Source organism: Flagellimonas iocasae, from assembly GCF_042682725.1.
Taxonomy (GTDB): Bacteria; Bacteroidota; Bacteroidia; order Flavobacteriales; family Flavobacteriaceae; genus Flagellimonas; species Flagellimonas iocasae.
In genome coordinates, this window is record NZ_JBHUHU010000003.1 from 459,031 (window position 1) to 478,942 (window position 19,912).

At 43.0% G+C, this 19,912-nt stretch carries 26 protein-coding genes; 20 read left to right on the forward strand and 6 right to left on the reverse strand.

Translation table 11 applies throughout. From position 1 onward, the window contains the following. The first annotated feature begins 39 nt into the window (after positions 1 to 39). From ACFSJE_RS09300 to ACFSJE_RS09315, 4 genes are all read left to right on the forward strand, one after another. Positions 40 to 393: an arsenate reductase family protein gene (locus ACFSJE_RS09300; protein ID WP_379830716.1), complete on the forward strand. Its 354-nt coding sequence runs from the start codon at positions 40 to 42 to the stop codon at positions 391 to 393. Continuing rightward, a complete protein-coding gene (locus ACFSJE_RS09305; RefSeq protein WP_379830717.1) occupies positions 390 to 1,289 on the forward strand; it encodes a DMT family transporter in 900 nt (299 codons plus the stop codon). The genes ACFSJE_RS09300 and ACFSJE_RS09305 overlap by 4 nt, the downstream gene beginning before the upstream one ends. Before the next feature lie 103 nt (positions 1,290 to 1,392). Next, complete coding sequence (locus tag ACFSJE_RS09310) at positions 1,393 to 1,764, forward strand: hypothetical protein (RefSeq protein WP_379830718.1); 372 nt, start codon at positions 1,393 to 1,395, stop codon at positions 1,762 to 1,764. Then, positions 1,761 to 2,438, forward strand: coding sequence for an SMI1/KNR4 family protein (locus ACFSJE_RS09315; RefSeq protein WP_379830719.1), 678 nt, complete (start codon positions 1,761 to 1,763; stop codon positions 2,436 to 2,438). The genes ACFSJE_RS09310 and ACFSJE_RS09315 overlap by 4 nt, the downstream gene beginning before the upstream one ends. On the opposite strand, the gene ACFSJE_RS09320 is transcribed toward ACFSJE_RS09315, so the two are convergent. Next, the gene (locus ACFSJE_RS09320; RefSeq protein WP_379830720.1) at positions 2,435 to 2,914 is read right to left on the reverse strand and encodes an acyl-CoA thioesterase; all 480 of its coding nucleotides are present in this window, start codon (positions 2,912 to 2,914) and stop codon (positions 2,435 to 2,437) included. The two genes, ACFSJE_RS09315 and ACFSJE_RS09320, sit on opposite strands and share 4 nt — an antisense overlap. A gap of 116 nt (positions 2,915 to 3,030) precedes the next feature. Here ACFSJE_RS09320 and ACFSJE_RS09325 point away from each other — a divergent pair, with 116 nt between their 5' ends. The 10 genes from ACFSJE_RS09325 to ACFSJE_RS09370 all read left to right on the forward strand — a co-directional run bounded on the left by ACFSJE_RS09325 (position 3,031) and on the right by ACFSJE_RS09370 (position 9,726). After that, the gene (locus ACFSJE_RS09325) at positions 3,031 to 4,008 is read left to right on the forward strand and encodes an NAD(P)H-dependent flavin oxidoreductase (protein WP_379830721.1); all 978 of its coding nucleotides are present in this window, start codon (positions 3,031 to 3,033) and stop codon (positions 4,006 to 4,008) included. Positions 4,009 to 4,029: 21 nt separating this feature from the next. After that, positions 4,030 to 4,989 carry a YheT family hydrolase gene (locus tag ACFSJE_RS09330; protein WP_379830722.1) on the forward strand — a complete coding sequence of 320 codons (960 nt, stop codon included), beginning with the start codon at positions 4,030 to 4,032 and terminating at the stop codon, positions 4,987 to 4,989. A gap of 118 nt (positions 4,990 to 5,107) precedes the next feature. Then, positions 5,108 to 5,587 carry a c-type cytochrome gene (locus ACFSJE_RS09335; RefSeq protein WP_379830723.1) on the forward strand — a complete coding sequence of 160 codons (480 nt, stop codon included), beginning with the start codon at positions 5,108 to 5,110 and terminating at the stop codon, positions 5,585 to 5,587. A 78-nt stretch (positions 5,588 to 5,665) separates the two neighbouring features. After that, positions 5,666 to 6,373: a membrane or secreted protein gene (locus tag ACFSJE_RS09340; protein WP_379830724.1), complete on the forward strand. Its 708-nt coding sequence runs from the start codon at positions 5,666 to 5,668 to the stop codon at positions 6,371 to 6,373. Positions 6,374 to 6,461: 88 nt separating this feature from the next. Next, positions 6,462 to 6,881 carry an META domain-containing protein gene (locus ACFSJE_RS09345; RefSeq protein ID WP_379830725.1) on the forward strand — a complete coding sequence of 140 codons (420 nt, stop codon included), beginning with the start codon at positions 6,462 to 6,464 and terminating at the stop codon, positions 6,879 to 6,881. After that, positions 6,878 to 7,687: an META domain-containing protein gene (locus ACFSJE_RS09350; protein WP_379830726.1), complete on the forward strand. Its 810-nt coding sequence runs from the start codon at positions 6,878 to 6,880 to the stop codon at positions 7,685 to 7,687. Before ACFSJE_RS09345 ends, ACFSJE_RS09350 begins: the two co-directional genes overlap by 4 nt. A 1-nt stretch (position 7,688) precedes the next feature. Beyond that, positions 7,689 to 8,171, forward strand: coding sequence for a hypothetical protein (locus ACFSJE_RS09355; protein ID WP_379830727.1), 483 nt, complete (start codon positions 7,689 to 7,691; stop codon positions 8,169 to 8,171). Between the two features lie 11 nt (positions 8,172 to 8,182). After that, on the forward strand, positions 8,183 to 8,536 hold the full coding sequence (locus ACFSJE_RS09360) for a YciI family protein (protein WP_379830728.1): 354 nt from the start codon (positions 8,183 to 8,185) through the stop codon (positions 8,534 to 8,536). A 115-nt stretch (positions 8,537 to 8,651) separates the two neighbouring features. Then, positions 8,652 to 9,113, forward strand: coding sequence for a YciI family protein (locus ACFSJE_RS09365; RefSeq protein WP_379830729.1), 462 nt, complete (start codon positions 8,652 to 8,654; stop codon positions 9,111 to 9,113). Between the two features lie 10 nt (positions 9,114 to 9,123). Next, a complete protein-coding gene (locus ACFSJE_RS09370; RefSeq protein WP_379830730.1) occupies positions 9,124 to 9,726 on the forward strand; it encodes a DinB family protein in 603 nt (200 codons plus the stop codon). Positions 9,727 to 9,732: 6 nt separating this feature from the next. On the opposite strand, the gene ACFSJE_RS09375 is transcribed toward ACFSJE_RS09370, so the two are convergent. Together ACFSJE_RS09375 and ACFSJE_RS09380 are read right to left on the reverse strand one after the other, a co-directional pair. Then, the gene (locus tag ACFSJE_RS09375; protein ID WP_379830731.1) at positions 9,733 to 11,259 is read right to left on the reverse strand and encodes a SulP family inorganic anion transporter; all 1,527 of its coding nucleotides are present in this window, start codon (positions 11,257 to 11,259) and stop codon (positions 9,733 to 9,735) included. A 263-nt stretch (positions 11,260 to 11,522) separates the two neighbouring features. Next, a complete protein-coding gene (locus ACFSJE_RS09380; protein ID WP_379830732.1) occupies positions 11,523 to 12,443 on the reverse strand; it encodes a nicotinic acid mononucleotide adenyltransferase in 921 nt (306 codons plus the stop codon). Positions 12,444 to 12,567: 124 nt separating this feature from the next. Here ACFSJE_RS09380 and ACFSJE_RS09385 point away from each other — a divergent pair, with 124 nt between their 5' ends. Then, positions 12,568 to 13,569 carry an NAD(P)H-dependent glycerol-3-phosphate dehydrogenase gene (locus ACFSJE_RS09385; RefSeq protein ID WP_379830733.1) on the forward strand — a complete coding sequence of 334 codons (1,002 nt, stop codon included), beginning with the start codon at positions 12,568 to 12,570 and terminating at the stop codon, positions 13,567 to 13,569. Here ACFSJE_RS09385 and ACFSJE_RS09390 read toward each other — a convergent pair. Genes ACFSJE_RS09390 through ACFSJE_RS09400 form a run of 3 tightly spaced genes read right to left on the reverse strand, consistent with a single transcriptional unit; the run spans position 13,566 to position 15,906 of the window. Beyond that, on the reverse strand, positions 13,566 to 15,233 hold the full coding sequence (locus ACFSJE_RS09390; RefSeq protein WP_379830734.1) for a glycerol-3-phosphate dehydrogenase/oxidase: 1,668 nt from the start codon (positions 15,231 to 15,233) through the stop codon (positions 13,566 to 13,568). The two genes, ACFSJE_RS09385 and ACFSJE_RS09390, sit on opposite strands and share 4 nt — an antisense overlap. Positions 15,234 to 15,239: 6 nt before the next feature. After that, positions 15,240 to 15,548: an antibiotic biosynthesis monooxygenase family protein gene (locus ACFSJE_RS09395; RefSeq protein WP_379830735.1), complete on the reverse strand. Its 309-nt coding sequence runs from the start codon at positions 15,546 to 15,548 to the stop codon at positions 15,240 to 15,242. Position 15,549: 1 nt separating this feature from the next. Next, a complete protein-coding gene (locus ACFSJE_RS09400) occupies positions 15,550 to 15,906 on the reverse strand; it encodes a hypothetical protein (protein ID WP_379830736.1) in 357 nt (118 codons plus the stop codon). 59 nt (positions 15,907 to 15,965) lie between these two features. Here ACFSJE_RS09400 and ACFSJE_RS09405 point away from each other — a divergent pair, with 59 nt between their 5' ends. The 5 genes from ACFSJE_RS09405 to amaB all read left to right on the forward strand — a co-directional run bounded on the left by ACFSJE_RS09405 (position 15,966) and on the right by amaB (position 19,850). Beyond that, positions 15,966 to 16,499, forward strand: coding sequence for a CvpA family protein (locus tag ACFSJE_RS09405; protein WP_379830737.1), 534 nt, complete (start codon positions 15,966 to 15,968; stop codon positions 16,497 to 16,499). Between the two features lie 185 nt (positions 16,500 to 16,684). After that, on the forward strand, positions 16,685 to 17,194 hold the full coding sequence (locus ACFSJE_RS09410; RefSeq protein WP_379830738.1) for a CAP domain-containing protein: 510 nt from the start codon (positions 16,685 to 16,687) through the stop codon (positions 17,192 to 17,194). A gap of 118 nt (positions 17,195 to 17,312) precedes the next feature. After that, complete coding sequence (locus tag ACFSJE_RS09415) at positions 17,313 to 17,855, forward strand: 3-hydroxyanthranilate 3,4-dioxygenase (protein ID WP_379830739.1); 543 nt, start codon at positions 17,313 to 17,315, stop codon at positions 17,853 to 17,855. Continuing rightward, positions 17,855 to 18,226 (forward strand): DUF1304 domain-containing protein, encoded by a 372-nt coding sequence (locus tag ACFSJE_RS09420; RefSeq protein WP_379831550.1) that lies wholly within the window; start codon positions 17,855 to 17,857, stop codon positions 18,224 to 18,226. Before ACFSJE_RS09415 ends, ACFSJE_RS09420 begins: the two co-directional genes overlap by 1 nt. A gap of 70 nt (positions 18,227 to 18,296) precedes the next feature. Beyond that, complete coding sequence (amaB, locus tag ACFSJE_RS09425; protein ID WP_379830740.1) at positions 18,297 to 19,850, forward strand: L-piperidine-6-carboxylate dehydrogenase; 1,554 nt, start codon at positions 18,297 to 18,299, stop codon at positions 19,848 to 19,850. Positions 19,851 to 19,912 lie beyond the last annotated feature (62 nt).

The window sequence follows — 19,912 nt, forward strand, 5'->3', positions numbered from 1 at the left end:
GATTCATTTTTGACTTCCTTTGTGCCTTAGAACAGGATTATGAAAAAGATTTACCACTTGGGCAGTTGTTCTACTTGCCAACGCATCTTAAAAGAGTTGGAACCTTTGAACGATGTTCAACTGCAAGAAATCAAGACAGAATCAATGACTCCCAAGCAATTGGAGGAAATGGCTTCCTTGGCCGGCGGGTATGAACCCTTGTTCAGCAAAAGAGCCATTTTATACCGTCAAAAGGGATTACACGAGAAACAACTTTCGGAGAACGATTACAAGGACCTTATCCTTGAACATTATACCTTTTTAAAGCGCCCTGTTGTTTTGGTCGATGGTCAGATTTTTATCGGCAACTCCAAAAAAGTGGTCCAGGCCGCAAAAGAGGCCCTGCACCCATGAGCAAAAGAACGTTAGCTATTTTGGCGGCCATCGGCGCCACAACCATTTATGGAATCAATCACACGATTGCCAAAGGCGCCATGCCACATTATGTTGGCCCCTTTGCCTTTATTATGCTGCGTGTGGGAGGCGCTACAATCCTGTTTTGGTTGATTTCAATTTTTGGCCCCAAACAAAAAATAGAGAAAAAGGATTGGGGTCGAATACTGGTTTGTTCCTTCTTGGGGATGGTCATAAATATGCTGGCCTTCTTTAAAGGGCTTCAACTCTCCACGCCCATCAACAGTGCCGTTTTGGTGACGATTACCCCTATTATTGTGGTGATTTTATCAGCCTTGTTTTTAAGTGAACGTATTACTATAAATAAAGGACTGGGTATTTTTTTAGGGTTTGTTGGGGCCCTGGGTCTCATCCTTTTTGGAACCGAAGTACGTCAAGATGCCCCAAACATTGTTCTGGGCAATTTTTTGTTCATTTTAAATGCCTCTACGTATGGGTCATACCTAATCTTGGTTAAAAAATTGCTGGAAAAATACCATCCGTTCGTCCTCATGAAATGGTTGTTTAGTCTTGCCTTTATCATGAACTTTCCCATAACCTTACCTGAGTTTATGGAGATTGAATGGTCTAGCATGCCGCTTTGGGTTTATGGTTCTGTTGCCTTTGTGGTGATTGGCACTACATTTTTGACCTATCTTTTTAATGTGTTTGCTCTTAGAGAGCTCAAAGCATCAACTGTTGGCGCATTCATGTATATTCAACCCTTGATCGGAATCCTGTTTGCCATTCTTACAGGAAAAGACCACCTTACCTGGGTCAAAATCATGGCCACGGTATTGGTCCTACTCGGGGTATACATGGCAGGAAAACGGCCCAAGCCAGTAAATCAACCTTAGATTTTCCAAAAGCCCTTGATTCGTCAATTGGTTTGGGGTGTTGATCAATTTATACCTTAAAACTCGTCTCCAAGACTTTAGATTCCATCTAAAATAAAAACAGATGAATCTATATATTCCCGGAATAGCAACAGGTCTACTTCTGTTTGCGGCTATCCTTTGGGTCGAAAAAAAATTAATGAATGCTTTTAAATTAAATCCACTTCTACATTTGGGGTTACTCTACCTTATTTTTTATTGGGCGCCAGATTTTGCCAATGACCTTCTTCCTCCGCTTTGGAAAAGTGAACAAATTGAAAGCCCTTTTCAGCTTGATGGGACATTGGGTTCCATCTTGCGGCTAAATAAGCCACAAATGTCGGTGGTGGATTTGGCTTTCTGCGTATTTCTTGTCTGCCTCATTGGACGTTTTATTTACACCTTGACTGCAAAAAAATATTTGTGGGGACAAATTGATGACAAAAAAGACCAATGATGGACACTCCATATTCACAGCAAATAGAGCAAATCAAGAAAAAGCTATTGGAAGCCAAAGCAATTGACAAAGATTGTTTGGTCTTTGGAGCAAGTGCCCACAAATATGAACTTCATCCACCAGCGACTATAACCCAAGTAGAATATTTTGAAACGAAATATGGAATTCGGCTCCCTAAATGTTACCGAGCTTTTGTTTTGCATGTAGGAAATGGAGGAGAATCCTATCAAAATTCTGGTGCGGGCCCCTACTATGGCATTTATATGCTGGGTGATCACTTGGATGCACTTGTGGATGGAGACCCAAAGGTCTTCCTGAAAAACAACTGCCAACTCAAACCTAACATGACCGCAAAAGAATGGGAAGAATTGACCAAAATTTTGGAGAATGACACTATTTCTGATGAGGACTATTATCTAGAGTTTTCCAAAATCCACGGTGGAATTCTCCCTTTAGGCTCCCAAGGTTGTACCTATTTGTATGGCCTCATATTGAATGGCCCTTTTGAAGGTAAGGTTGTAAATCTGGAGATGAGTGGGGAATACGTTCCCTTGTTTACTTCAGACCGCAATTTTCTGGATTGGTACGAACGTTGGCTTGATGAAATCATCTCTGGAAAACTGATTAAGAAATCACCAAGCTGGTTCGGCTATCCCCAGAAAGAGGAAGGCTAATCCTCCAAATCCTTCGGAATCTGGACAAACTTTCGTGTGTCTTCCTTGGTCAAGACCTTAAAATCCTCGGCTTTTTCCATCCGCCCAAAAGCATCCAAGAATTCGCCTGGCAATCCAATGAGTCTTCGTTCCTTTAAATCAATCCAAGCCCCCATCATCTGGCAACGGGCAAAGTTTTTGCCTTTGCTATCATAAAAATCGTGCTCAAATTCAAAGAACATTCCATCAGCACTCATTCCTTTAAAATTCAATGAAACCTTTACGGGTTTTCCCGCGAACACTTCCTTAAAATAATACATGTGCTCGTAAAACACCACTGGGCCAATGTTGTGCTCCGCCATACTTTTTTGATTAAAGCCCAACTGCCCTAGATATGCCATTCGGGTATGGCTCATAAAATTGATATAGGCCGAGTTGGCCAAATGGCGATTGGCATCCAAATCGCTCCATCGAATCTCAAATTCTTTAAAAAACATAGTGGTTATTTGTTATGCATGCATAATAGATGGCAAAAATACCATAGTTTTATAAACTGATTCCAATGAAGTCGCATTATTAATTCTATTTTTAAACATAGTTTAACACAGAGACCATGAGCCAAAAAGCCGAATTCATCAAAGACCTTTCACTACCCGTTGTAGCCGCCCCCATGTTTCTTATTTCAGGTCCTAAATTGGTGGTGGAATGTTGCAAAAATGGCATTGTTGGGACCTTTCCGGCACTTAATCAACGTACCAGCGAAGGGTTTGAGGAATGGCTCATCCAAATTAAGGCGGAGCTACAGCAATTTGAAGAAGAAACTGGCAAAAAGGCTGCTCCTTTTGGGGTAAACCTAGTGGTGCACCCAACCAATCCCAGATTGGAGGCGGATGTAAAACTTTGTATGAAGCATAGAGTTCCTTTGGTTATCACTTCACTTGGCGCTGTAAGTATGGTGGTGGATGCCATTCACAGTTATGGTGGTTTGGTTTTTCATGATATCATCAAAAAACGCCATGCCGAAAAAGCCGCAGAAGCGGGTGTGGATGGATTGATATTGGTTTCCGCAGGAGCGGGCGGGCACGGTGGAAGCATCAACCCCATGAGTTTGGTGACCGAAGTAAAAAAATTCTTCCACAAGACCATCATTCTTTCGGGGTGCATCAGTACAGGACGAGACATTGCGTCGGCCATGCAGATGGGTGCCGACTTGGCTTATATGGGAACCCGTTTTATCAACACTGAGGAAAGCAAGGCCACGGATGAATATCGAAAAATGATCATTGATGCCGGTGCCGGCGATGTGGTTTATACCGCGGCCATTTCAGGGGTACATGCCAATTTTTTGGCCGCCAGCTTAAAATCTGCCGGCATTTCCGAAGAGGATTTGAAAAAAGACCGAAAAATTGATTTTGGCAAAGAACTCAATACAGAAGCCAAGGCTTGGAAGACCATTTGGTCGGCAGGCCAAGGGGTAACCGCCATTGATGATGTGCTTCCCGTTTCAAAATTGGTGGACAACCTTAAGCATGAATTTAAGGCCGCGATTGAATCCCAAGCCAAACTTTTGGATACATTTCCGAAGGAATAATCTAAAATAATTGCTTCTCCAATGCCCTTGGTCACATCAAACTATAACCCACCCCCATTTTTTAGGAATGCACATTTGGCCACCATTTATTGTGGGCTTTTTAGAAGAGTCAATGGAGTGGTTCAAAAACGGGAACGATTACCATTATCAGATGGTGATTTTTTGGATTTGGACTGGAGTGCATCCACGACACCAACCCAAAAATTGGTCATTTTACTTCATGGATTGGAGGGAGATGGGCAACGGCCCTATATCACTGGGAGCGCAAAACTTCTCAACCAAAATGGCTACGATGCCTGTGCGGTAAATTATCGCGGCTGTAGCGGTGAGACCAACAAACTCTACCGTTCCTACCATTCCGGGGTCACCGAGGATCTTACGGAAGTAATTGACCACGTTCTCAACACCAAAAACTATTCAGAAATCTATATTAAAGGCTTCAGTCTGGGTGGTAACCTTGTACTGAAATACTTGGGTGAAAACAATTCGGTCCCCAAGGAAATAAAAGGCGCCGTTGCGGTATCCGTGCCCTGTAATCTGCACAGTTCATGCGAGCAGTTGTTATCCTTCAACAATATTCTCTACGCCATCCGTTTCAAAGGAAACCTGATTGATAAACTCCGACAAAAACAAGTCTTGTTTCCAGAGCTTATCACGGATTCGGACATCAAAAAGATTAAAACGCTTCGGGATTTTGATGACATTTACACGAGTAGGGCCCATGATTTTACGGATGCCTTGGATTATTATCGAAAATGCAGCTCCCTTCAGTTTTTACCCAACATTAAGGTGCCCAGTCTGATCATCAACGCAAAAGACGATTCTTTTTTGGGTCCGGAATGTTATCCGTTTCAGGAAGTGGAGCACAATCCAAATCTATTTATGGAGACCCCAAAGTATGGTGGGCATGTGGGTTTTTGGGGAAAGAACAACATCACATATACGGAGCAAAAAGCATTGGATTTCTTTGACAATCTGTAAGTTCAACGCATTTGGGCAATCGAATTGCATCATGTTATGCAAAAACTGCTATTAAATTAGTCTTCAATTACCTATCTTAGTAGCTGCATTTAACACAAACTACACAGAATTGATAAAGATGAAAAAAATACTCCTTTTCGTAGCGTTGGGAGCCTTTGTGGCTAGCTGTGGCGGAAAAAAAGAAGAGAAGAAGGATGGTTTTGAAGTTAATAGAACCAAAACCGAAGAGACAAGTGCCAAAGCCACCGAGGGTGTTCCTGTGGATATGGACAACAAAGGCGTAGGTCCCATTAAAAATGTAGATTTCCCCGCTGAAATTGATGAAGAAATGGCCGCACGCGGAAAAGCTAAATTTGATGGTATTTGCGTAGCCTGCCATATGATAGACAAGCGTATGATCGGTCCAGCTCTTAAAGGTGTTTATGACCGCAGAAGTCCAGAATGGGTGATGAATATGATCATGAACCCTGATGGAATGCTGAAGGAAGACCCAATTGCAAAAGCCTTGTTGAAAGAATACAATAACGCGATCATGCTCAACCAAAACCTTACTGAAGCAGAAGCAAGGGATGTGGCCGAGTATTTAAGAACGTTATAGCAATCAACCAAACATTTTTTGAAATGCTGTTGTTTTCCTGAAAAGCGACAGCATTTTTTGTTTTTAATCCGTTTTACCATGAAAACTATTTTAGGAATCGCTTTAGCGCTAATCTCTTTCCAATTTATTTCGGCCCAAGGCCTACAAGGCGCTTGGGAACGTTCCACAACGAATGAAGAGGGCATAAAAATTAAACACGTTGCAATTATTGCAGATGGGTTTTTCTCCGAAGCATTTTTTGAAGAGCCCTCAGGAAAGTTTTTAGGGACGATGGGCGGCAGTTTTAAAACGGAAAACAACGTTTTTCAAAGGACCTATGAATTTTCCACTCCCAACACCGAGTTGGTCGGGAGTAAGGAAAACTTCACCCTAATCATTGGGGGCGACCAACTCCGACTCGGAGAAACCACTTGGACCCGTGTTGATGATGGCAGTCCAGGTGACCTTGCTGGGGCATGGCTCATCTCTGGTCGTAAACAAGATGGCGAAATTGTAAAACGCGATACCTCTGGCCCGCGAAAAACCATGAAAATACTCTCCGGAACCCGATTCCAATGGATTGCCTTCAATACAGAAACCAAACAGTTCATGGGTACCGGTGGGGGTACATACACTACAGTTGATGGAAAATATACCGAAAATATTGGTTTCTTTTCTAGGGACGACTCCCGCGTGGGAGCAAGTTTAGAGTTCAATTATGAGCTTGTTGATGGCGACTGGCACCACTCAGGATTGAGCAGTAAAGGGCAACCCATTTATGAGGTTTGGAGTAAAAGAACACCCTAAAATATTCTTTTAATAACCTGATTGATTGGAGGTTTCATCTAATTTTTTTAGTACTTTTCTGTACCATTAACTATAATTTTCTGTAAAAATGAAACCTTCAATTATCCTTTTTTTATGTGTCCTCATGGGGATCAGTTCCTGCAATCCCAAGCTGGACGATTCGGAAAAACTCTTTAATACCACTTGGGAATTGGTCTATATTTCTGGGCCTCGCATTGCCTTTGATGGACTTTTTCCTGAAAAAAAACCTCAAATCACTTTCGACAAAGAAACCCACCAAGTTACGGGAACCGATAGTTGCAACGGATATTCCGCAGACTTTGAATTGGATGAAAACACCATCTCATTTGGGGAGCCTGGACCCACAACCATGATGTTCTGTGGCGGAGGTGAACGGCAATTCCTTAACATGATGCAAAAAATAGACAGCTACATCATTGAAGGAGGTGAACTAAACCTTTTGGCAGGGGAAGTCCCAATGATGCGTTTTAAAAAAGTTGAACCATGAAAAAGGCACTTGTTTTGTTAAGCATGCTTCTTTTCCTGATGGCATGCGTTGAAAAGAAAAAACAACAAACTGAAGAAACAGAGTCTGTTGAGTCAACCGTAGATACCACCCCAACAAGAAAAATGGAGCCCATTGCAGTAGCGCCAGATGGAAGCTATTTTAAGGCCACTGGAACGGAGCCATTTTGGGGTCTCAAATTGTATGAAAACAAAATTGAGCTTCAAATGATGGAGGATACCATTATTACGCCTCCCACCGAGCCTATTGACGCTCAAGATTCGAATATTAAAATGTTTAGGGTGCAGACCGAGGCAACCTCCATGGACGTTGTCATTGCCCATAAAGAATGTACCAATGCCATGTCCGGAGCGGTTTCCCCATACACCGTGACCATCGTCTATAAATCCACAGGAGGAGGAGAAGCCCATGCCTTGGAAGGTTGCGGTGGCTACATTACGGATTATAGACTGCACGACATTTGGGTTTTGGAGCAAATGGGTGGTGCCAGCGTCACCAAAGAGCAATTTGGTGGCCGGGACGTACCGAATATGGAAATCAATATCAACAACAATCGGTTTTCAGGATTTTCAGGCTGCAATAGAATGACAGGAGGTTTGTTTTACGAAAAAGATGTGCTTCGATTTACACAAGTGGCCGGCACCAAAATGGCCTGTCCGGGTATGGATAAAGAATCCGAGTTTCTGAAACATCTTCAAGCGAGCACCAATTATTCCATAGCCAGTAACAGGCTGACACTTTCCAACGGCAGAGAAGATAATCTGCTTGTTTTCAAAAAAATAGATTGATATGAAAAAATTAACCCTAATTCTCTTCCTCTCATTTTTGGTTTTCAGTTGCAAGACCAAAGAAGAGAAACAAACCGAAGATTCATCACCGGAAACCGCAACAGAAATCGCTGAGGAAACACCTGCCCCTCCACTGGAAATTGGGTGCTATGCCTATGACGCCAACGGCCACAAAATCAGTTTTGAGATTACGGATGTTTCTGAAATGGTCCTTGGAAACCTGGACTATGCCCTCAAGGAAAAAGATGCCAATACAGGAACCTTCGCCGGCAAATTGCAAGATAGTGTACTCATAGGCAGTTATACTTTTGCTTCCGAAGGAATGGAAAGTACTCGGGAAGTTGCTTTTTTGGTGAAAGATGGTCAGTTGATTGAAGGATATGGCGAATTGGATGAAACAGGAACCGCTTTCAAGAATAAAAACGATTTGAGTTTCAGTTCTTCCATGCCCTTGAGCAAAACCGATTGTGATTCTGAAATGTAAATTTATTTGGAATGAAATATTTAACGCTACTGCTTCTAATGCCATTTCTTCTAAGTGGCCAGGAAAGTGCCGAAGAGAAATCCCATTTTGTGGCATTGTACACTGTTGGTTCGCTTTGGGATATGGACAAAGCACCCAACGACCAAGCCTATTTTAAGGAGCATTCCGCATTTTTATCCAAGCTCAGAAAAGAAAACACTATCGTGATGGGTGCGCGTTACAGTGACACTGGCATGATCGTTCTGCAAGCCACGGATTTGGACTCCGCCAAAAATATCTTGTTCGAAGATGTTGCACTCCAAAACCAATTGTTCAACGTGGAGGTGCATCCGTTCAGTGTTTTTTATAAAGGATGTTTTGATTGAAATTGGAGGTTGAACCCTGCATTTTCACCCCTGTTTTTTGGCAAAAATTCTACTATGTTTTGATTATCAATTAGTTATTTTTGATGGAACAGCTATCAACATAAAACCATCAGATATGAATCCAAGACTAATTTTTCTTTTCGTTTTATTGAGTTGCTCCTTGACATGGGCACAATCCGAAGAAGTAGTGTACAACGCCGAAAAAGCAGAAAAGTACGGGGCCGATGATTACGGGATGAAAAAATACGTTTTTGCCTTCTTAAAGCGTGGGCCAAATCGGGATATTCCCCAAGAGAAGGCCGCCGAATTGCAGGCAGCCCATTTACAGAACATCGGAAAAATGGCACAAGCGGGAAAATTGGTGTTGGCCGGGCCTTTTTTTGGCAATGATGATTTGCGCGGAATCTATATTTTTGATGTGGAATCCATTGAGGAGGCGAAAATGCTCACGGAAACCGACCCGGCCATACAAGCAGGCAGCTTGGTAATGGAATTGAAAGAGTGGTACGGTTCCGCAGCTTTAAAGGAAGTAAACGAAATTGGTCTTACCCTCGCTAAAAAATCCGTCATGGACTAAGCATCTTATTATGAAAAACCATACCCTTTTAGCCCTTTTAGGTTTTGTTTTCTTAGTTACCTTCGTTGCGGAAACAAAAGCCCAAGACATGGAACTGCCTTATCATCAAATTCCAGAGTACCCCGAAACATATTCCCCTGGAAACGTAGTTGCACGAATGATTGATGGTTTGGGATACCGATTTTACTGGGCCACGGAAGGGTTGACCCCACCTGATCTCGCCTACAGACCTTCCGAAGATGGCAGGACCACCCTGGAAACGATGCAACACATTTGTGGAATGTCCTTCAATATTTTGAATGCTCCTACGGCAACACCCAATGAAAGGCGAGACCTTACCGGTTTGTCGTATGAAGAGCTTCGGCAACAGACATTGGAAAATTTAAAGGCTACCAGTAAAGCCGTGGCTGGAAAGAGTGCGGATGATATGGAATCCTTCAAGATTGTTTTTCAGCGCGGTGACCAACAGACTATTCTTCCCTATTGGAACCTCATCAATGGCATGATTTCGGACTGTATTTACCACACCGGGCAAATCGTTCTGATTCGTAGAGCAAGCGGAAATCCACAAAATCCCAAAGTCAATGTGTTGATGGGAAAAACAGGAGAATAACCCAATCTATTTATCTACCACAACCTTATACGTAGGGTCCTCCAACACATTGACCTCAATAATGTCATCTGCATTGGCCAACAATCTTCGGCAGTCATTGCTCAAATGTTTCAGGTGGACGTGCTTTCCGACTTTGCGATAACGCTCTGTGATTTTGTTCACTGCTTCAATCGCCGACATATCCACCAGTCGGCTTTCGGCGAAGTCAATCACGATTTCATCCGGGTCGTTGAGCACATCAAATTTTTCTGAAAATAGCGTGGTACTTCCGAAAAACAATGGACCGTAGATTTCGTAATGTTTAACTCCATCTTCATCGACACGTTTTCTAGCCCGAATACGTTTGGCATTATCCCAAGCAAACACCAATGCGGAAATAATAACACCGACCAAAACCGCCAAGGCCAAATTGTGAAGGAATACGGTCACCAAGGTCACCAAAACCATCACCAATACATCCGATTTTGGCATCCGCCTAAAAGTTCGCAAGCTGGCCCATTCAAATGTGCCCAGTGCTACCATGATCATCAGACCGGTCAATGCGGCCATGGGTACTTTTTCAATCAAACTGGACCCAAACATGATAAAAGCAAGCAGCATTATCGCGGCCACGATACCGGATAATCGTGCCCTTGCCCCGTTGGAGGTGTTGATCAAACTCTGCCCGATCATGGCGCAGCCCCCCATTCCAGAAAAAAGGCCTGAAAGGATATTTGCAGTTCCTTGGGCTACGGCCTCCTTGTTACCACGACCTCGAGTTTCGGTGATTTCGTCCACAATGTTCAGGGTCAGAAGACTTTCAATCAATCCTACTCCGGCTACAATAGCTGCAAACGGAAAAATAATCTCCAACGTTTCAAAAGTGAATGGCAAATCAGGGATATGGAAAGGCGGAAAAGTTCCTTCAATGGAAGCAATATCTCCAATGGTCCGCGTTTCAATTCCGAAGAAAAAAACAATTCCAAAAATCAAAAGAATGGCTGCCAATGATGCAGGAACCACTTTACTCAGCTTGGGCAATCCCCAAATCACCAACATGGTCAATAGCACCAATCCCAGAAATATAAAAAGGGTACTGCCGGTCAACCAATCGCCGTCCACCGTTTTAAATTGACTCAATTGCGACATGAAAATGATAATGGCCAATCCGTTAACAAATCCGAAAATCACGGGTTGCGGCACCAATCGCATCAATTTTCCGAGGCGAAGAAACCCTGCGGCCATTTGCAGAATTCCGGCCAAGATTACGGTGGCGAAAACATATTCCACTCCATATTGCTGCGCCAAACTCACAATTACAACCGCCACTGCACCAGTCGCTCCGGAAATCATTCCGGGCCGACCTCCCAAAATGGAAGTCACCAATCCCATGACAAAAGCAGCGTATAATCCTGTTAGAGGGGATAGTCCCGCAATGAACGCAAAGGCGATAGCTTCAGGTACCAAGGCCAAGGCCACGGTTAGCCCTGATAAAATTTCAGTGCGGTAGTTTACCTTTTGCGAAAAGTCAAAAAGATTGAGGTATTTCTTCATCTTCTGATTATAAGGGCGCAAAAATAACATTAATCGTTAGTTTGACCTTACGCGAAAAAAGAATTGAGGATATGGCAACATGATTCCTATTTGTTGAAAAACCCTCAGCAATTATATCCTAACTTGCTCAAGGTCACAATGATTTCCCTTTGATTTTGAGGTGATAAAAAAAGAACCGCCCCAAGCTGAAGTGCCCGGGGCGATTCTTAACTAAATAACCAACCAAAAAACTTGTTTGTATAGTCGGAGACTATACTATTTCCTTACATTTTTCTTTGTCGGGTCACATTCATTACAGGATTCTTGGTTTTTACCCTCATTTTACCTGTTTCACTACCCGATTTCAAGTACTGTTGGAACCCTCTTCCGGTAAACTCATAAATGGTTCCGCTGGACACGTGGTACAGCTCTATGGTACTGTCATTTATAACGTAGATTTCAAAATAATCATTGCCCAAGTAGTCATAATCCAGTGTTAAAGTTTTGAGGGTGGCATCGTTGGCCACATCAAACACCTCATAATCACCTTCATAGTCCCATTGCAAGTTGACCAAGGCGGTTCCGGAAACATCTATGGAAGACCTAAATGTACCTCCATTACCCGCGAAAAACTGAAGGTAATTCTCCTCATCGAACTCATTTAGGGCACCTTCTTCGCTGACATAGGTCTTTTCCCAAACTTGGTATTCCTGCAAGAAATAATGGATATTGTCGTAGAAAATCAAGTCATAATCAAAATTGCCACGTTGGTATCCACGCAACAAATAGGAAGTGTTGGAATTGGGGTCGTACAATTCCAATGTATTGTTGTTGACGGCATACACATCCAACAACCAAAATCCGTCAACGTCATGGTCCACTTCCACAGTTCCACTATAGGTTCCATAAGTACCCACATCGATGCCCAGACCATTGCCTGTTTTTCCAATTCCAACGAGGTTATTGTTTGCGTAAACCACACCCCTGTCAAACGAAATGGTAAAAGCACGCTGCAAAAAGGGAACTTCCCCATTTCCTTCGGTGGCATTAATATCGATATACCATAGGTCATAAGATTCCAAAACCAAGGCGGTATTCACGGGGGATGCTTCAATAAAATCGTCCTCCACGATAACCTCGGTGTAACACGAACTGGCCAAAAGTCCTATCCATAAAATTCCAAAAAGTAGTTTTCCATTTTTCATAATCGAGGTTTTAACATTCACTCTACATAGACCAATCACCATGCCAAAATTCATAACTTTTTGATAATCAGTGTCTAAAAAAGAGAATGATATATTTTTTAGCTTTGCTAACTAAATTGTGTGCATGGAAAACAAGCTAAGGTTCGGTGTTTTTGGAGGAGGAAGCTGGGGAACAGCCCTGGTTAAAATGTTGTCGGAGAACATGGATACCGTTGGATGGTACATGCGGAACGAATCTGCAATACGGCACATCATTAAGGAAGGACACAATCCCAACTACATCAGTTCGGTTGAGTTTGATGTGGAAAAACTGGCCTTGAGTGCCAATATCAACGAAGTAGTGGAAGCTTCGGATGTGTTGATATTCGCCATCCCCTCTGCTTTTTTGGATGCCGAATTAAAAAGTCTGAGTGTTTCTTTGGAGGACAAGATTGTTTTTTCGGCCATCAAAGGGATTGTTCCAGAAAGTGGGCTCATTGTTGGAGAGCATTTCCATAATCATTATAATATCCCTTTTAAAAATATTGGGGTCATTACAGGGCCATGCCATGCTGAGGAGGTAGCGTTGGAACGATTGTCCTATCTCACCATTGCCTGTGCCGATGCGGACAATGCAAAATTGGTTGCCCAAGCGTTGAAAAGTGATTATATCCGCACTAAAATCTCGGATGACATTATCGGTACCGAATATGCCGCCATGCTGAAGAACATCTATGCCATCGCTGCTGGAATTGCCCACGGTCTTGGGTATGGTGATAATTTTCAGAGTGTGCTGATGAGCAACGCCATCCGTGAAATGAAGCGCTTTATTGACCGGGTTTACAAAATGAAACGCAACATCAATGCCTCAGCCTATTTGGGCGACTTGTTGGTGACGGGCTACTCCACTTTTAGTAGAAACCGTTTGTTTGGCAATATGATCGGCAAGGGTTACACGGTTAAAAGCGCCATGATGGAAATGAATATGGTGGCTGAAGGGTATTACGCCACCCAAAGTGCCCATTTATTGATGGAGAAATTGGAGAAAAAATCCAAAACACCCATTATCAATGCCGTTTACCAAGTGCTCTACAAAGAAAAAAATCCAAAAAAGGTGTTTGAAAAATTGACGGAGAAGTTGGATTAACCCCTATCCAACGAAAAATTGGAGTGGATTTTCAGCTCCGCTTCCAAACTTTCACGGAACGTGGAAATCTCTTCATCAGAATATCCAAAAGCCTTTTTGAACTCATCCAAAATAGCTTCTTTGTACATCCGGACACTCTCAATATCAAAATAAAGACGGCCTGTTCGTCGGATAAAGAAATCCAGTGGATTCAACGCCATTTCATGGATTATGGCAAATTGGGCTTCCGCTCTGATCATCCGTTCGTGGACATCAGAACCGGCAATTCCCGAATATAGTTCCAAAACGGTCTCGGTCTGCTTACCGTAGGTGGTCACCAAATACCAAGCATCATATTCGGTAAAACCACTATCCTTAATGCGGTCAAATAGTTGGGCAATGTATTTTTTTACATGCTTAAACTTTTTAAAATCGCTTCCACATAGCGGTATCTTATCTGTGATACAAGGTTCCAATTCCACATTATGGTCTTCTTCCATGTGCTTGGCAATCCGGTTCACGGTTCGTTCGGCCATTTTCCGGTAGCCTGTGAGTTTTCCACCAGCAATACTTACCAGTCCTGTTTCGGAGGTGAAGATTTCATCCTTTCTGGAAAGTTCGGAGGCTGATTTTCCCTCTTCGTGAATCAATGGGCGTAATCCGGCCCACGAAGAAATGATGTCGCTTAGCTCCAAATTGATGTCCGGGAACATGTGGTTTACCGCCGAAATCAAATAGATGGCATCCGCAATATCCGTGGTTACATGGTCCTTGTCCAAGTTGTAATTGGTGTCCGTGGTGCCGACATAGGTGATTTTTCCTCTTGGGATGGCGAACATCATCCGGCCATCTGGAATATCAAAATAAACTGACTGCTGCACGGGAAGTTTTTCCTTCGGAAAGACCAAATGCACCCCTTTTGTCAAATGCAAGCGTTTGCCTCGTTTGGAATGGTTGATGGACCGTAGCTCATCCACCCAAGGACCAGCAGCATTAATCACATATTTTGAAGAAACACTGTATTCGTCCCCAAAAACTTCATCTTTAAATCGTACTCCCGCCACACGTTCCTCCACATATACAAAGTCCGTTACTTTGGTATAATTCAGGGCTTGTGCCCCAAAATGAAGGCTGGTTTTGATGTTTTCCAACGTAAGTCGGGCATCATCCGTTCTGTATTCGGCATAATACCCTGCACCATTCAATATTTTTTTTGGAAGGAGCGGTTCCAATTTCAAGGCCTCTTTTTTCTCGAGCATTTGCCGTTTGTCATCCCCAGAAACTTGGGCCAAAATATCGTAGACCTTTAATCCGATGGAGGTGAGCCACTTTCCATAAGAACCACCTTCTATCAAAGGCAGTAACATTTTTTCAGGAATGACCAGATGGGGCGCCAATTTGTGAACGATGGCCCTTTCGGAGCCTACTTCCTTCACCAGCCAAAAATCGAACTGCTTCAAATATCGTAACCCACCATGAATCAATTTGGTGGATTTACTACTGGTTCCCGAAGCAAAATCACCCTTCTCCAGCAAAAGCACCTTGAGCCCGCGCGAAGAAGCATCCAAAGCAATACCTGCTCCGGTAATGCCCCCTCCAATGACCACAAGGTCAAAAGAATCTTTGGTAATCTTTTGAAGCGTTTCTTTTCGGTTTCGGTTTGAAAAAGGAAAATCCCCAGTCATATTTTTCTATTTGGTGAATTCATATTCGCGTTCCACTTTGCAAATACGAACTTTGTACCAAGAATACCATTTTTTTATGCCATTTTTTTGAGCCTCGCGGTGCTCCATGTTGGATTTCCAATTGGCGATGGCCTCCAAGCTTTCCCAATAGCTTATGGTGACACCCAATCCGTCTCTTGCACTCTCAAAATCCAAGAAACCGGGCTGTTTACGCGCCAATTTCTCCATTTCCTCTGCCATTTGGCTGTAGCCATTATCCCCCTCGGTACGGGTGTTGGTGAAGATAACAGCGTAATAGGGTTTTTGTAGCTCCATATTAGATGATGTATTCTTTTTCCAAAAAATAATTAACCACGGCCTCCTTCATTAAAATGGTTTGCTCACCAGCTTTTAGTGGAGGTAGTTGCTCCTTTATCTTGTAGTGTGGCCATCCGTCATCATCAAAAAAATCAAAATCGTAATAGCCATAGGGTTCCAATAACCTACAGATGGCTATGTGCATCAGATTGATTTTTTCATCTTTTTTGAAGCTTCGGTGTAAATTTCCCAGTTCCTGAACCCCCACCAAATAAATGATACCGTCCATTTCCAAAGGGTCTCCATCGGAAAATTGTGCAGACAATTTTTCCACCAAAAGCTCCCACCGTTCCTTTAATTTTTCGTCTCTTGACATGTTCGTGATAAGAATTCCAAAGGTACAAATCAATATTCTATATTTGTTAAAACCCGCGTATGAGCTTTTTAGATATTGTTTTGGGAATTCTATTGGTATGGGGACTTTACAAGGGCCTAAAAAATGGGCTTTTTGTGGAAGTTGCCTCGCTAGTTGCATTGATTGCGGGAATTTATGGTGCCATCCATTTTTCGTACATCGCTGGGGACTATCTTTCTGAACGGCTGGATTGGAGTGATCAATACATTAAACTGACATCTTTTCTGGTCACATTTTTTGCGATTATCATCCTAGTGAATTTTGCGGGAAAGTTCCTTACCAAAATAGCCGATTTTGCCATGTTGGGACTGCTGAACAAAGTTGCTGGTGGTATTTTTGGTGCACTCAAAGTTGCCATTCTCCTTGGTGCCATGCTCATATTTTTTGAACGACTTGCCACCCCAGTCAACCTTTTTAATGAGGAGTCCAAAAAACAATCCGTGTTCTATGGGCCTTTAACAGAGATAGGGGCCTTTGTTTTTTCCTTTGTGCTTGAAGAAGAAAAAGAACCTGAGCCAGAGCCCGGACCCAATACCACTCTCGAGGTCATATAAAGTGCTCGTTTTTCCCGATGAACGTCCACTTCCTTCTCTAAAATTTTCTTTACCACTACTTCGGCTGCAATTCAACGTAAGAATCTGCCTTCTGTGGAAATTTTAAGGTAATCGATAAGCCTTCTACTACATTGCCACACAGAACACTTAGGGAGCTTAGAACACTTCCAGAAAACACCCCGAGAATGAAAAAATTATATGGCAAACTACTCGTCATAGGTCTTGCATTTGCCGTGAGCATGTGCAGTACTTCCTCCTTCGAGGAAGGACAAGAATACACCGAAGCCCTTTTGGGAAATGAAAAAGTTACGGTTGATCCTGTATCCATGGAAGAAGAGCTTTTGGATTTGGTGAACGAGCATAGGGCATCCATCCATAAAAATGTACTGGAAAATAGCGCCGCGTCTTACAAATATGCCGAGGAACACAATCAATATATGATTGCCCACAACGAATTGAGTCATGACAATTTTGGCGACAGAGCTACTCAAATAGCTGATGAAACCGGTGCGTTGGTTGTTTCAGAAAATGTGGCTCGTTATTATACCTCAGCAGAAAAAACATTGGAGGGCTGGCTGAACAGTTCATCACACAAAGAGGCCATGGAAGGCGATTTTACACACACTACCCTAAGTGTGCAATTGGACAAAGATGGCAGACCTTATTATACACAGATATTCCTGAAACTGGAATAACTGACCCATTTACATTCGTTTTTAGGCAAAGAAGGAGCCCCTCGTTGAAGGGGCTTTTCTTTTCGCAAAATCTATGTTTCCACCAAGGTTTTTTTTACCTTTCGTAAAATCTTGGACTATGGCGATACAGGCACCTTTTAACCTGAACAAATGGATTGAGGAAAATCGGGATACCCTAAAACCCCCCGTTGGAAATAAAAACTTATACAAAGAGGCCGATGACTACATAGTAATGATTGTTGCCGGCCCAAATGCCCGAAAAGACTATCATTACAACGAAACCGAAGAGCTTTTTTATCAATTGGAAGGGAACATCGAGGTCCACATCCAAGAAGATGGAAAAAAAAGAACCATGAAATTGGGCCCAGGCGATATGTACCTTCATCCAGCCAAAGTGCCGCATTCCCCCGCTCGGCAAGAAGGCTCCATTGGGTTGGTCGTTGAGCGCAAAAGAGCCGATATGAAAGTGGATGATGGCTTGCTGTGGTTCTGCGATAATTGCAACCACAAATTGTACGAAGTCTACTTTACCCTGAATGATATTGAAAAAGATTTCCTCACCCATTTTAAACATTTCTATGGTTCTGAGGAATTGCGCACTTGTGACCATTGTGGAACGGTAATGCCTGTTGATGAACGTTTTGTAGCCAAAGATGAATGATGCTTATCCTCGCTAAAATAGTAGTTGTCATTGTGGCCTTGCTCCATCTCTATTTTTTATGGTTGGAAATGTTCGCGTGGACCACGAAGGCCAAAAAGGTATTTCGGCAATTCCCAGAGCATTTGTTTGAACCTACCAAGACCCTAGCCGCCAATCAAGGATTGTACAACGGATTTTTATCCGCCGGATTGATATGGTCATTGCTCATCCAAAATCCGGTTTGGCAAGTTTATGTTGCGCTTTTCTTTTTGGGATGTGTGGCCGTAGCTGGAATGTATGGGGCTGTTACTGCATCCAAAAAAATCTTTGTGGTACAGGGGCTTCCTGCTCTGATTGGGATTGCATTGCTCTTACTTCACCTTTTCCTATAAAACGGCTTCATCCCATCAGGATTATTTGTAATTTTGAAAAATATAACAATTCACGCATAAAAAGTTATAAATGTCAGAAACTGCTATAGATTTTGGAATGGACAAAGCCCTGCAACGTCTTGGGCTCAAAGAAATAAATGAAGGTACCTCAACAGGCTCAATCCATTTTGGTTCTGGGGAAATCATTTCCTCATATTCACCTGTGGATGGCTCCCTTATTGGAAAGGTGAAAACCACCTCTCCAGAAGATTATGAAAAAGTGATGGATGCCGCTACCTCCGCTTTTAAGGAATGGCGATTGCTTCCTGCTCCCCAGAGAGGTGAAATTGTGAGACAGTTTGGACAAAAATTACGCGAACTCAAAGAGCCTCTTGGTAAGTTGGTATCCTACGAAATGGGCAAATCGTACCAAGAGGGACTGGGTGAGGTCCAGGAAATGATTGACATCTGCGATTTTGCGGTCGGTCTATCGCGCCAACTGCATGGATTGACCATGCATTCTGAAAGACCCGGACACCGTATGTACGAGCAATACCATCCCTTAGGTGTGGTTGGAATTATATCGGCCTTTAATTTTCCCGTTGCCGTTTGGGCTTGGAACACAGCTTTGGCATGGGTATGTGGTGATGCATGTGTGTGGAAACCTTCGGAAAAAACTCCTTTGTGTGGTGTTGCGTGTCAAAATATCATTGCACAAGTGCTCAAAGAAAATAACCTTCCCGAAGGAATCTCCTGTTTAATCAATGGCGATTACCGCGTGGGAGAACTTATGACCCAAGACAAACGTGTTCCATTGGTTTCTGCCACGGGTTCTATCCGAATGGGAAAAATTGTGGCGCAAGCGGTTGCCGGCCGTTTGGGGAAATCTCTACTGGAACTTGGAGGTAACAACGCCATCATTGTAACTCCTGATGCCGATATTAAAATGACCGTCATTGGAGCGGTTTTTGGTGCTGTGGGCACAGCTGGTCAGCGTTGTACCTCAACCCGAAGATTAATTATTCACGAATCAGTTTACGACAAGGTGAAAAATGCTATCACCGATGCATACCAACAACTCCGAATTGGAAATCCGTTGGATGAGAACAACCATGTAGGCCCACTGATTGATACCGATGCCGTAAAAATGTATCTGAATGCATTGCAAGAAGCCGAAAAAGAAGGGGGAACCATTTTGGTTGAAGGTGGAGTGCTTCAGGGAGACCATTACGATAGTGGTTGCTACGTGAAACCAGCCATTGTTGAAGCCGAAAATTCATTCCAAATTGTTCAAGAGGAAACCTTCGCGCCGATTCTATATCTGTTGAAATATTCAGGGGATGTTGAAAACGCAATTGCCCAACAAAATGGTGTGGTTCAAGGGCTATCCTCTGCCATCATGACGAACAGTCTTAGAGATGCTGAACGTTTTCTTTCAGCTTCCGGAAGCGATTGTGGTATTGCGAACGTTAATATTGGAACCTCGGGTGCCGAGATTGGTGGTGCTTTTGGAGGCGAGAAAGAAACAGGGGGAGGTCGCGAAAGTGGTTCTGATGCTTGGAAAGTCTACATGCGAAGACAGACCAACACCATAAATTATACTACAAAGTTGCCTTTGGCCCAAGGCATTAAATTTGACTTATAACAAAAAAAAGCCGCCCATCTAGGATGAACACTGGATGGGCGATCTTAAAAAACCAACTTAAC

What these genes read in the sequence shown, in the direction of transcription:
- ACFSJE_RS09310 (WP_379830718.1), top strand. Translation starts at nt 1,393, where the DNA reads ATGAATCTATATATTCCCGGAATAGCAACAGGTCTACTTCTGTTTGCG.
- ACFSJE_RS09410 (WP_379830738.1), top strand. Translation starts at nt 16,685, where the DNA reads ATGAAAAAATTATATGGCAAACTACTCGTCATAGGTCTTGCATTTGCC.
- ACFSJE_RS09300 (WP_379830716.1), top strand. Translation starts at nt 40, where the DNA reads ATGAAAAAGATTTACCACTTGGGCAGTTGTTCTACTTGCCAACGCATC.
- ACFSJE_RS09380 (WP_379830732.1), bottom strand. Translation starts at nt 12,443, where the DNA reads ATGAAAAATGGAAAACTACTTTTTGGAATTTTATGGATAGGACTTTTG.
- ACFSJE_RS09415 (WP_379830739.1), top strand. Translation starts at nt 17,313, where the DNA reads ATGGCGATACAGGCACCTTTTAACCTGAACAAATGGATTGAGGAAAAT.
- ACFSJE_RS09335 (WP_379830723.1), top strand. Translation starts at nt 5,108, where the DNA reads ATGAAAAAAATACTCCTTTTCGTAGCGTTGGGAGCCTTTGTGGCTAGC.
- ACFSJE_RS09400 (WP_379830736.1), bottom strand. Translation starts at nt 15,906, where the DNA reads ATGTCAAGAGACGAAAAATTAAAGGAACGGTGGGAGCTTTTGGTGGAA.
- ACFSJE_RS09350 (WP_379830726.1), top strand. Translation starts at nt 6,878, where the DNA reads ATGAAAAAGGCACTTGTTTTGTTAAGCATGCTTCTTTTCCTGATGGCA.
- ACFSJE_RS09365 (WP_379830729.1), top strand. Translation starts at nt 8,652, where the DNA reads ATGAATCCAAGACTAATTTTTCTTTTCGTTTTATTGAGTTGCTCCTTG.
- ACFSJE_RS09370 (WP_379830730.1), top strand. Translation starts at nt 9,124, where the DNA reads ATGAAAAACCATACCCTTTTAGCCCTTTTAGGTTTTGTTTTCTTAGTT.
- ACFSJE_RS09375 (WP_379830731.1), bottom strand. Translation starts at nt 11,259, where the DNA reads ATGAAGAAATACCTCAATCTTTTTGACTTTTCGCAAAAGGTAAACTAC.
- ACFSJE_RS09320 (WP_379830720.1), bottom strand. Translation starts at nt 2,914, where the DNA reads ATGTTTTTTAAAGAATTTGAGATTCGATGGAGCGATTTGGATGCCAAT.
- ACFSJE_RS09385 (WP_379830733.1), top strand. Translation starts at nt 12,568, where the DNA reads ATGGAAAACAAGCTAAGGTTCGGTGTTTTTGGAGGAGGAAGCTGGGGA.
- ACFSJE_RS09340 (WP_379830724.1), top strand. Translation starts at nt 5,666, where the DNA reads ATGAAAACTATTTTAGGAATCGCTTTAGCGCTAATCTCTTTCCAATTT.
- ACFSJE_RS09315 (WP_379830719.1), top strand. Translation starts at nt 1,761, where the DNA reads ATGATGGACACTCCATATTCACAGCAAATAGAGCAAATCAAGAAAAAG.
- ACFSJE_RS09420 (WP_379831550.1), top strand. Translation starts at nt 17,855, where the DNA reads ATGCTTATCCTCGCTAAAATAGTAGTTGTCATTGTGGCCTTGCTCCAT.
- ACFSJE_RS09325 (WP_379830721.1), top strand. Translation starts at nt 3,031, where the DNA reads ATGAGCCAAAAAGCCGAATTCATCAAAGACCTTTCACTACCCGTTGTA.
- ACFSJE_RS09355 (WP_379830727.1), top strand. Translation starts at nt 7,689, where the DNA reads ATGAAAAAATTAACCCTAATTCTCTTCCTCTCATTTTTGGTTTTCAGT.
- ACFSJE_RS09405 (WP_379830737.1), top strand. Translation starts at nt 15,966, where the DNA reads ATGAGCTTTTTAGATATTGTTTTGGGAATTCTATTGGTATGGGGACTT.
- ACFSJE_RS09330 (WP_379830722.1), top strand. Translation starts at nt 4,030, where the DNA reads ATGCCCTTGGTCACATCAAACTATAACCCACCCCCATTTTTTAGGAAT.
- ACFSJE_RS09305 (WP_379830717.1), top strand. Translation starts at nt 390, where the DNA reads ATGAGCAAAAGAACGTTAGCTATTTTGGCGGCCATCGGCGCCACAACC.
- ACFSJE_RS09345 (WP_379830725.1), top strand. Translation starts at nt 6,462, where the DNA reads ATGAAACCTTCAATTATCCTTTTTTTATGTGTCCTCATGGGGATCAGT.
- ACFSJE_RS09360 (WP_379830728.1), top strand. Translation starts at nt 8,183, where the DNA reads ATGAAATATTTAACGCTACTGCTTCTAATGCCATTTCTTCTAAGTGGC.
- ACFSJE_RS09395 (WP_379830735.1), bottom strand. Translation starts at nt 15,548, where the DNA reads ATGGAGCTACAAAAACCCTATTACGCTGTTATCTTCACCAACACCCGT.
- amaB (WP_379830740.1), top strand. Translation starts at nt 18,297, where the DNA reads ATGTCAGAAACTGCTATAGATTTTGGAATGGACAAAGCCCTGCAACGT.
- ACFSJE_RS09390 (WP_379830734.1), bottom strand. Translation starts at nt 15,233, where the DNA reads ATGACTGGGGATTTTCCTTTTTCAAACCGAAACCGAAAAGAAACGCTT.